The sequence below is a fragment of the Rhodospirillales bacterium genome, assembly GCA_018666775.1.
In the GTDB taxonomy this organism is placed as follows: Bacteria; Pseudomonadota; Alphaproteobacteria; order SMXQ01; family SMXQ01; genus JABIXC01.
In genome coordinates this window covers 112,752-120,668 of sequence record JABIXC010000004.1, presented here as the reverse complement: position 1 = coordinate 120,668, position 7,917 = coordinate 112,752, and the positions used below count along the sequence as shown (strand labels likewise).

The window sequence follows — 7,917 nt, the reverse complement described above, 5'->3', positions numbered from 1 at the left end:
GTAATCCGTAAATTCAGCGCCGCCACTCTCGGCCAGAACCTTCGTAATCGCGGCCGTCAGTGTTGTCTTGCCATGATCAACGTGACCAATGGTGCCGATGTTACAGTGCGGTTTTGACCGCTCGAATTTTTCCTTCGCCATTACGTCTATTTCCTTGCCGTTCTAAGTTGCAAACTTAAATTCAAAATTTCTTTACGCTTTACTCGAACCATTCAAATTCATTTCCAGGCTTGGAGCGGGTGATGGGAATCGAACCCACGTGACCAGCTTGGAAGGCTGGGGCTCTACCATTGAGCTACACCCGCCAAATTCTTAAACCACCATTCTTTGCCCAATCTAAAAAACCAACAAACTGAACCATGCCACCTTGTATTCCCGGCCCTTAACGCTTCCCCCTACCCTTTGACCAGCCTCAAGAAGAGGTTTGGTGGAGGGGGTAGGATTCGAACCTACGTAGACATACATCGGCAGATTTACAGTCTGCTGCCTTTAACCACTCGGCCACCCCTCCAATTTGGCAACCTCAAAGCCCTTGGCATTCAACAAATCAAGGACTAAAAAACCAGCCAGATAAACGGAGGACGCACTATGGAAATTTTTGGCCTAATGTCAATTGCTAAAACGAATCACAACCGGCCCATCCACACTCTTCTTTAAAAGAATGCACAAGAGCCGGTTAACGGTTGATATTACGGCGGAATATATGGCCAATTGTATAAAGAAGCAACCCCGGCAGACACGATTACCTTGTGATTGGACGGGAATAGAGCAGATGCAGAAAAAATACTGGATATAAACAGGAACTAAAATGCGACCAACACGCAAATCAGCCCATAAACCAAAGCCCCGAAAAGAGCACCAGCCAGAGCCCCGCCAGCAACGCGAAAAGGGCCATAAAGGGCCCATTTCAACCAAAAATCCGCAGCGGCTCAAGCAATCTAATGCCCAAGCTCACCGGCGAAGCCCTTCGGCGGGGGAAGATTTCTGGATTTATGGGCGTCATGCCGTCACCGCAGCGCTTGGTAATCCGCGCCGCAACATTCAACGGCTCATGCTGACCCGGGAGGCAGAATCGACCCTCGAAGTGTCTTTCAGCCCCTCCCTGAAGCCTGAAATCGTCGGCGTTCAGGAAATAGCGGCCCTGCTTCCCCCAGGGGCTGTCCATCAAGGCATCGCGCTTTTGGCAGACCCCCTGCCCGCTATCGCCATCGAAGATGTCATTGCCCGGGTCAAAAATAATCCTCAAGCGACCATCGTGGTTCTCGATCAGGTAACCGATCCCCGCAATGTTGGCGCCATCATGCGTTCAGCCGCAGCCTTTGGGGCGGAAGCCGTCATTCTGCCCGAGCGCAACAGTGCCGGGGTCAGCCCAACCCTGGCCAAGGCCGCATCGGGTGCGCTGGAAACCGTCCTGATGGCACGGGTCACCAACATCAAACGCGCGCTGGAATTGCTGAAAAAAGAAGAATTCTGGTGCATCGGTCTTGATGGCGGGGCCAAAACTGCTATTGGTTCTGTGGATCTCAGCGGCCGGGTGGTTCTGGTCATGGGCTCTGAAGGACGGGGATTGCGTCGTCTTGTGGCCCAATCATGCGATGTTCTGGCCAGCCTTCCCATCAGCAGCGCCATGGAAAGCCTTAATGTTTCTGCAGCCGCTGCCATCGCACTTTATGAGGCTGCCCGTAAACGATCCTGATCTGGAACCCAAATGCGCCCCACCACGTCCAATGCCAATACTGACAGCCTTCTTGCGATGGCCGTTTCGCACCACCAAGCGGGGCGTCTTGGTGAAGCCGAAGCGCTGTATCGCCAAACCCTTGATCTTGCCCCAACCAATGCCGATGCGCTGCATCTTTTAGGTCTGGTCACCCTGACCCGGGACCCTGTGGAAGCTACGCAGCTGATTGCCAAGGCCCTGAAAACGGCCCCCAAAAATATCTTGTTTCTATCCAACCTTGCCAAGGCCCAAAACGCCGCCGGTGAAAACAGCAAGGCCGTCAACACCCTGAAACGTGTGATCAAGCTTGATCCCAAAAATGATGCGGCCATGAACAGCTTGGGCGTTCTCTACGCTGGGCTTAGGGATCAACGCAAGGCCGAATACACCCTCCGCCAAGCCATCAAAATCCGGCCCGATCATGGCGAATACTGGAACAATCTTGGCCTGATCCTGTCCGCATCTGACAAAAAAACTGAGGCCATTGAAGCGCTGGAACAAGGCCTGAAAATTGCCCCTGATTATCCAGTGTTGCTCAATTCAATTGGCGCCGTCCACCGCGACATGGAACATCTTGAAGAATCCATCGCTTTGCTGGAAAAAGCCATCGCCAAGGCGCCAACCTATTTTGAAGCCATCAGTAATCTTGGTGTGTCGCTGAACGATGCGGGACGCTATGAAGCGGCAATTGAAAAATTCGAAGCCGCCCTTGAGCTGAACCCGGAACACGGGGAAACCTGGCGGGGGCTGTCAAAGCCACTGATGACCCTTGGCCATAAGGCCCGCGCACTAGAGGCCTGTGAGCAGGCCATGAAGCTGGCACCGGGGAACATCATCGCCCTTTGGGAACGCGCTTTGGTCAACCTGCTTTCAGGAGATTTTAAGGCCGGCTGGTCTGATTATCGTGCCCGGCCCATGGTCAATCGCAAAAAATGGCCCCCACCGGATAACCCTGTTGACCAGGCAGCCGACCTATCGGGGCGACACTTTGTGTTGATGGGCGAACAGGGGTTGGGCGAAGAATTATTTTTTCTGCGTTTTGCCGCACGCCTGAAAGAAAATGGCGCGCGTATCACGGCCTGCATTGATGAACGCCTTGTGCCCATGGTGCAGCGCATGGGGTTTATTGATAATGCCCAATCAAAGACCACACCGCCGCCCAAAGACGGCGAACATATCTTGATCGGAGATCTTGGCTGGTTTGCGGGATGGGGCGATATTACTCCGCCACCCGTTGCCATTGCGGCCCTTGAAGAAAACGCTGCATTAATCCGCCAACGCCTCAAAAATGCTGGCCCCGGGCCATACACAGCCCTGACCTGGCGGGCTGGGACCAAAGGGCCGACCACCCTGTACAAAGTTGCCCCTAAAACGGCGCTGGCTTTGGCTGTAAAAGACTTGCCCGGAACCGTGATTGCCTTGCAGCGCAACCCGATTGAGGGTGAGGTTGAGGGCCTTGCCGAAGAACTGGGCCGCGAAATAGCAGATTTCACCGACCTGAATGACGATCTGGAATCCATGCTGGCATTGATGGAACAGATTGATCGCTACGCCTGTGTTTCCAACACCAACCTACATTTAGCCGCCGCCGCCATAGCCAGCGGGGCCGCCCTTCAATGCCATGTTTTGGTGCCCGCCCCTGCTGAATTTCGCTGGCTGGCAGACGGGGAATTCTCTCCCTGGTTCCCAAACATGGCCCTGTATCGGGAAGACCCCGCAATGGATGGACAAAAATGGGACGGGGCCATAACAGCACTTGGGCATGCCTTAAGGGATGCCCTGAAACAATAAAAACAGTGGATGCAATCGAACCAAAATATCAACAACTGGTTGATTTAAAACGTTTTTATTGACTGATCCCGCTGCCAATGGCATTCTCTCGGGCACACGTTCTGCACCATCGCCTTTGGCAACCTTCAGGCGCTGCAATGTCATCCAAACGCGATGGTGCAAATTCTCTTTCTTCGCAAGTTTCGCCTATGTCACTGGACGGGGCGCTTTTTTTTCGCTTTCATCCCCCTATGAAACGCTTCTTCATCCTTTCAGGCTCGGTTTTGGGCCTGATTATCCTTTTGCTCTTAGGCCCTCTTGGGGTGCTTGCCAGCGGTGCCGCCAGCCTTAAAGGCGACTGGTCCAGTGCCAGCGATGCCCCGATGGGCATTGCCCCCGACCCCGCCACCACCAAAGAAGCCGTGGTGCAGGTCTACGGCGCGCGGGCTTTTAAATGGCGCGGTGCATTTGGCATTCATACCTGGATCGCGGTTAAGCCAGAGAACGCATCGGCCTTCACAATCTACGAAGTGATCGGCTGGCGCCTGCGACATGGGGACCCGGCACTGGCCATTTATCAAGATATCCCGGATCGGCGCTGGTATGGTTCAGCCCCTGAAATTTTGGCTGATTTACGCGGCCCCGATGCCGAACGTGCCATCCCCAAGATTATCCGGGCCGCAAATGCATATCCCTATAAAGATCGCTATCACGTCTGGCCCGGGCCAAACAGCAACACCTTCACCGCCCATGTTGCAAGACAGGTCCCTGCCCTTCGCCTTGACCTGCCGCCAACGGCCATCGGCAAAGATTACCTTGGCGATTCCACCTTCATCAACACCCCACCCAGCGGCACCGGCCTGCAGGTATCGATCTTTGGACTGGCTGGCGTGATTGTCTCACCGGTAGAAGGACTGGAAATTAATGTGTTGGGGCTTTCCTTTGGCGTCGATCCCGGAGAGCTGGCGCTCCGGCTTCCCGGCATCGGGAAACTAGGGCCATAGGCTTTAGCCACAAAAGTTTTCTCCACGCTCTTGTGAACACCCGAACAGATGGTTATGTTCCGAAAAATACGATGTGCCGGCGTAGCTCAGTTGGTAGAGCAGTTGCCTTGTAAGCATCAGGTCCGCGGTTCGATTCCGTGCGCCGGCACCATTTTCCCCTACCTACACTTAATAGTTTTGGGCTCTTTGCGTTTGCCGCGTTTGTAGGCAATGTCGCAGACCATGCCGACCTTCAGTGACTTACGTTTGGCCTTCTTGCCACCAACGGTGATCTTGGTCCGTGATCCGGAAATCTTCGACTTGATGGTTTTTGATCCGTGCTTGAACGTGATCCAGCGCCCATCGGGGGTTTTGGTCAACAACTTGGTCCTAGACGCCATGTTGGTTGGCGCTTTCTTTGCCAAAACCTTTTTCAAAAGTGCAATAGTCGCCGGCGTTTGCTTGAACGCGCCCCGAACCCGTTTGGCAATATCGTCACCAAAGCCCGGTTTGATGGGTCGTTTGGCAGCCTTTGCTTCTGCCCGAAGTTTGGGATCAAGCAATGCCTTTTTATAGGCCGCACGCAATACGCCAAGCGCCGCTGCATTCATGCCCGGAGGGCCAGCGGTAAAGCGTGCCAGTTCTGCCTGAGATGAGATCAGCGCAACAATGGCCTTGCCATCGGCGTCCGTCGCAACGTCTTTTGCTTGCGGTACGCCCGCAACCGGTGTGCCGCCTACCTGAAGCACATAGCGGCCCTTTCCGGCATCAACAAAATTGCGCACCGAAGACCGCCCGCCCATCATGCCGACAATTTCGCCGCGCATAATGCCAAGCTGGGAATGGGTGCCGCCGTAACCGGGAATAAGCTGGATGTTCAGATCAAAAGCCTTCGACAACATGATGGCTTCGTTATAGGCCGCAGAGCCAATGCCGGCTGCGCCAAATTTATGGGTTTTATCCCCGCCTTTGAAATCCATAATGGATTTAAACCGAAGGGTCGCACCTGTTGCCACCATGCGGGGGTCCGCCGCTGCCTTGCCGATCCATGACATTTTGGTCAGATCAAACCGGATGCCCTTGCGCTTGATCAACTGGGCGTAAATCAACCCGGTATTAAACGTGCCAATGGTCAGGCCATCGGGTTTTGCCATATAGATCAGGTTGGCCCCGATCACATGGCCCGCCCCTGGGCGATTGATCACAACAAACTTCATATTCTTCAGGTAACCCCGCATATGCCGGGTAACAAGGCGGGCGTAATAATCATACCCACCCCCTGATGTGGTGGCGATGATGTAGCGGATTTGCTTGCCTGCGAAATAATCATCCCCGGCCGCACGCGCTGAAGACGGTGCCATCAGCCCCAGCCCCAGCCCTGCCAGAACGCCTGCTGTCAAAGTGGTTCTGATGATCTGTCTAGCTCGATCGGTCATGATGCAATTCCCCTGTTTAATGTGTCTGATTTATTAACCGCCATCATGGCCGAAAGCACCTGTCAGGGCAACACTCAGCCCGCTTCGTTTTTGCCATTTCGTGCAAATTTTGCCTTCAGGGATGCCTTTAAGGACCGATCCCGTTTGACTGCCATTTCCCGGCGCAAGGCATCACCATGATCCATCGGGCCTTCTTCATGCACCACGGCCCACGGCCCACGGCCCCGGGTAAATTTAGCGCCTGTGCCCCCGTTATGGTGTTCCAGACGCGCGTCAACATCCAAGGCGATGCCGGTGTAAAGAAGCCCGGCACCGTTCATCACCACATAAAGATAGTAAGGGGATGGTTCTTTTGTCATCAAGGCCCAAAAGTTAGTAATGCGGCGGTGGTTTTTCTTCTGTCTCGGTCTCACCCAGTTCAGACAGGGCATCTTGTAAACTCATGTTTACCCCGGCCAATTGCGTTTGCAAATTGGTGATGGTCTTGCCCTGTTCGATGACCATGGTAGAGAGATCTTCTGCCATCTGTTCGAAATGGGCCAAACGCTGTTCCAGATCAATCAGACGGCTTTCCATTTCACTGTCTTTGGTCATGGTGTTTCTCCTAGCCTTCGAAATAGCCCTGCTTCAACGCCCATAGCCACAGATAAACAAATTTTTCATTGTGCAGTTCCATAAACCCGAAATGGCCATAGCGCGGGATCAATGCCACATGGGAACGATGCACCCCGGATTCCCGGTAACGTTTGGACATCCACATATCGCGTTTATCAGCAATGTCTTTGCCCGCAACCCAATGGCCCTTGTCATTGTCGCCAACCAGAAACAACACCGAGATGGATTTCAGCCAATCGGGATCAGGATTTTCCAAATGAGAGAAATATTCATCCCTGGGCAATCCGGTCTTTGGTGGCCAGAGTTCAATCGAAGCCATCTGGCCCCGATGCTGGTTATCGCAAAGCCCGGTTTTCATTTGTGAGCGGTGTGCGTTTTCTGCCCATTGAAATAATTCTTCTGGCCCGCCCCAAGGACACAAATCTTCGGGGTCTTCATATCCCGATGCACGATACGTATCAGGTGATCGACGCGACATATGGCCATAAGGATGAATGACGTCTTTTTCAGCGCCCGTTTCTTCACGCCAATCGCGACGCCAGCCATCGTTTCCGCCAGAGCCAAACCCCAGCAGGCCAAACACTGTATTGTTGGTATGTTCCATCAAGGCCACAGCCATGGGCCCGCCCGTTGAATGGCCCCAGACCAGCAAGCGCCGGCCGGCAAGATTTTCATCCACCAATTGCCCGGCACCCTGCAAGATCACATTGAAGGTGCATTTTTCATTGCGGTCGAGATTTTCATCCAGACCCAAGGCCTGATCCAAAAGATAAATCGGCTGGCGGGTGGCAATGGGTTCGGCCCAATGATTGCCCGGCGCATAATGGCCGGGATAGGTAATGGTCAGAACCTTGAACCCCTGGGCCGCCAATGCGCGGGCCTGACCGGGGCGCCCATCGGGGGTTTCATCGAACACCATTTCCGAATCCGCGCCGCCATGGAAAAACACAAAGGCGATTTCCCCATTGGTTTCTTTTTCTGGCGTGTACAACCGGCCATGAATATCCCAATCATACCCGTTACGCGCATATCGGGTGGTGACCTCTTTGATATCGAACCCAACCCCTTCATGGGGCGGCTCCACGGCCATCCACTGGTCCCAGGTCAGGGGAACCAGAATATCATTGCCTTTCAGGCCTTCTAGAAACGCATCAGGAGAAACAGACACTAGACCACCCCGCCGCAAGAAATGCAGCGCATGTTCTTTTTCTCGAACACTTCATCCAGATCACTGTCTTGTAATGCGTAATCCAGCAACACCCGCATGGCCTTGGCTTCATCGGGGATGTTGTATTTTGCCGCCATGTCTTTCAGGAAATTGATGTGATAATCGCGTACTTCCCAATCGATTTTGACCTTAATGCCTGCCATTTTATGCTCCTGATTAGCCTAAATT

The 7,917-nt window shown here is 53.7% G+C and carries 9 protein-coding genes and 3 tRNA genes; 4 read left to right on the top strand and 8 right to left on the bottom strand.

The features are described 5' to 3' along the window. The 3 genes from tuf to HOJ08_02145 form a co-directional block, all read right to left on the bottom strand. Positions 1–141: elongation factor Tu (gene tuf, locus HOJ08_02155; GenBank protein MBT5672240.1), on the bottom strand; the 141-nt coding region annotated here is incomplete at its 3' end. 90 nt (positions 142–231) lie between these two features. Beyond that, a tRNA-Gly gene (locus HOJ08_02150) sits at positions 232–305 on the bottom strand. Positions 306–425: 120 nt separating this feature from the next. Continuing rightward, a tRNA-Tyr gene (locus tag HOJ08_02145) sits at positions 426–511 on the bottom strand. A gap of 297 nt (positions 512–808) precedes the next feature. Here HOJ08_02145 and rlmB point away from each other — a divergent pair. The 4 genes from rlmB to HOJ08_02125 all read left to right on the top strand — a co-directional run bounded on the left by rlmB (position 809) and on the right by HOJ08_02125 (position 4,642). After that, a complete protein-coding gene (gene rlmB, locus HOJ08_02140; protein MBT5672239.1) occupies positions 809–1,696 on the top strand; it encodes a 23S rRNA (guanosine(2251)-2'-O)-methyltransferase RlmB in 888 nt (295 codons plus the stop codon). A 12-nt stretch (positions 1,697–1,708) separates the two neighbouring features. Further along, positions 1,709–3,508: a tetratricopeptide repeat protein gene (locus HOJ08_02135; GenBank protein MBT5672238.1), complete on the top strand. Its 1,800-nt coding sequence runs from the start codon at positions 1,709–1,711 to the stop codon at positions 3,506–3,508. A 230-nt stretch (positions 3,509–3,738) separates the two neighbouring features. Next, complete coding sequence (locus HOJ08_02130) at positions 3,739–4,491, top strand: DUF3750 domain-containing protein (protein ID MBT5672237.1); 753 nt, start codon at positions 3,739–3,741, stop codon at positions 4,489–4,491. A gap of 75 nt (positions 4,492–4,566) precedes the next feature. Further along, positions 4,567–4,642 (top strand) — tRNA-Thr (locus tag HOJ08_02125). Between the two features lie 7 nt (positions 4,643–4,649). Here HOJ08_02125 and HOJ08_02120 read toward each other — a convergent pair. The 5 genes from HOJ08_02120 to HOJ08_02100 all read right to left on the bottom strand — a co-directional run bounded on the left by HOJ08_02120 (position 4,650) and on the right by HOJ08_02100 (position 7,892). Next, entirely contained in the window at positions 4,650–5,906 is a 1,257-nt protein-coding gene (locus HOJ08_02120; protein ID MBT5672236.1) for a hypothetical protein, read from the bottom strand. 74 nt (positions 5,907–5,980) lie between these two features. Then, complete coding sequence (locus HOJ08_02115; protein MBT5672235.1) at positions 5,981–6,265, bottom strand: GIY-YIG nuclease family protein; 285 nt, start codon at positions 6,263–6,265, stop codon at positions 5,981–5,983. A 13-nt stretch (positions 6,266–6,278) separates the two neighbouring features. Continuing rightward, the gene (locus HOJ08_02110) at positions 6,279–6,500 is read right to left on the bottom strand and encodes a SlyX family protein (protein ID MBT5672234.1); all 222 of its coding nucleotides are present in this window, start codon (positions 6,498–6,500) and stop codon (positions 6,279–6,281) included. 10 nt (positions 6,501–6,510) lie between these two features. Beyond that, positions 6,511–7,689 carry an alpha/beta fold hydrolase gene (locus HOJ08_02105; protein ID MBT5672233.1) on the bottom strand — a complete coding sequence of 393 codons (1,179 nt, stop codon included), beginning with the start codon at positions 7,687–7,689 and terminating at the stop codon, positions 6,511–6,513. After that, on the bottom strand, positions 7,689–7,892 hold the full coding sequence (locus tag HOJ08_02100; GenBank protein MBT5672232.1) for a hypothetical protein: 204 nt from the start codon (positions 7,890–7,892) through the stop codon (positions 7,689–7,691). The genes HOJ08_02105 and HOJ08_02100 overlap by 1 nt, the downstream gene beginning before the upstream one ends. Positions 7,893–7,917 lie beyond the last annotated feature (25 nt).

What these genes read in the sequence shown, in the direction of transcription:
- HOJ08_02100 (MBT5672232.1), bottom strand. Translation starts at nt 7,892, where the DNA reads ATGGCAGGCATTAAGGTCAAAATCGATTGGGAAGTACGCGATTATCAC.
- HOJ08_02110 (MBT5672234.1), bottom strand. Translation starts at nt 6,500, where the DNA reads ATGACCAAAGACAGTGAAATGGAAAGCCGTCTGATTGATCTGGAACAG.
- HOJ08_02115 (MBT5672235.1), bottom strand. Translation starts at nt 6,265, where the DNA reads ATGACAAAAGAACCATCCCCTTACTATCTTTATGTGGTGATGAACGGT.
- HOJ08_02120 (MBT5672236.1), bottom strand. Translation starts at nt 5,906, where the DNA reads ATGACCGATCGAGCTAGACAGATCATCAGAACCACTTTGACAGCAGGC.
- HOJ08_02130 (MBT5672237.1), top strand. Translation starts at nt 3,739, where the DNA reads ATGAAACGCTTCTTCATCCTTTCAGGCTCGGTTTTGGGCCTGATTATC.
- rlmB (MBT5672239.1), top strand. Translation starts at nt 809, where the DNA reads ATGCGACCAACACGCAAATCAGCCCATAAACCAAAGCCCCGAAAAGAG.
- HOJ08_02135 (MBT5672238.1), top strand. Translation starts at nt 1,709, where the DNA reads ATGCGCCCCACCACGTCCAATGCCAATACTGACAGCCTTCTTGCGATG.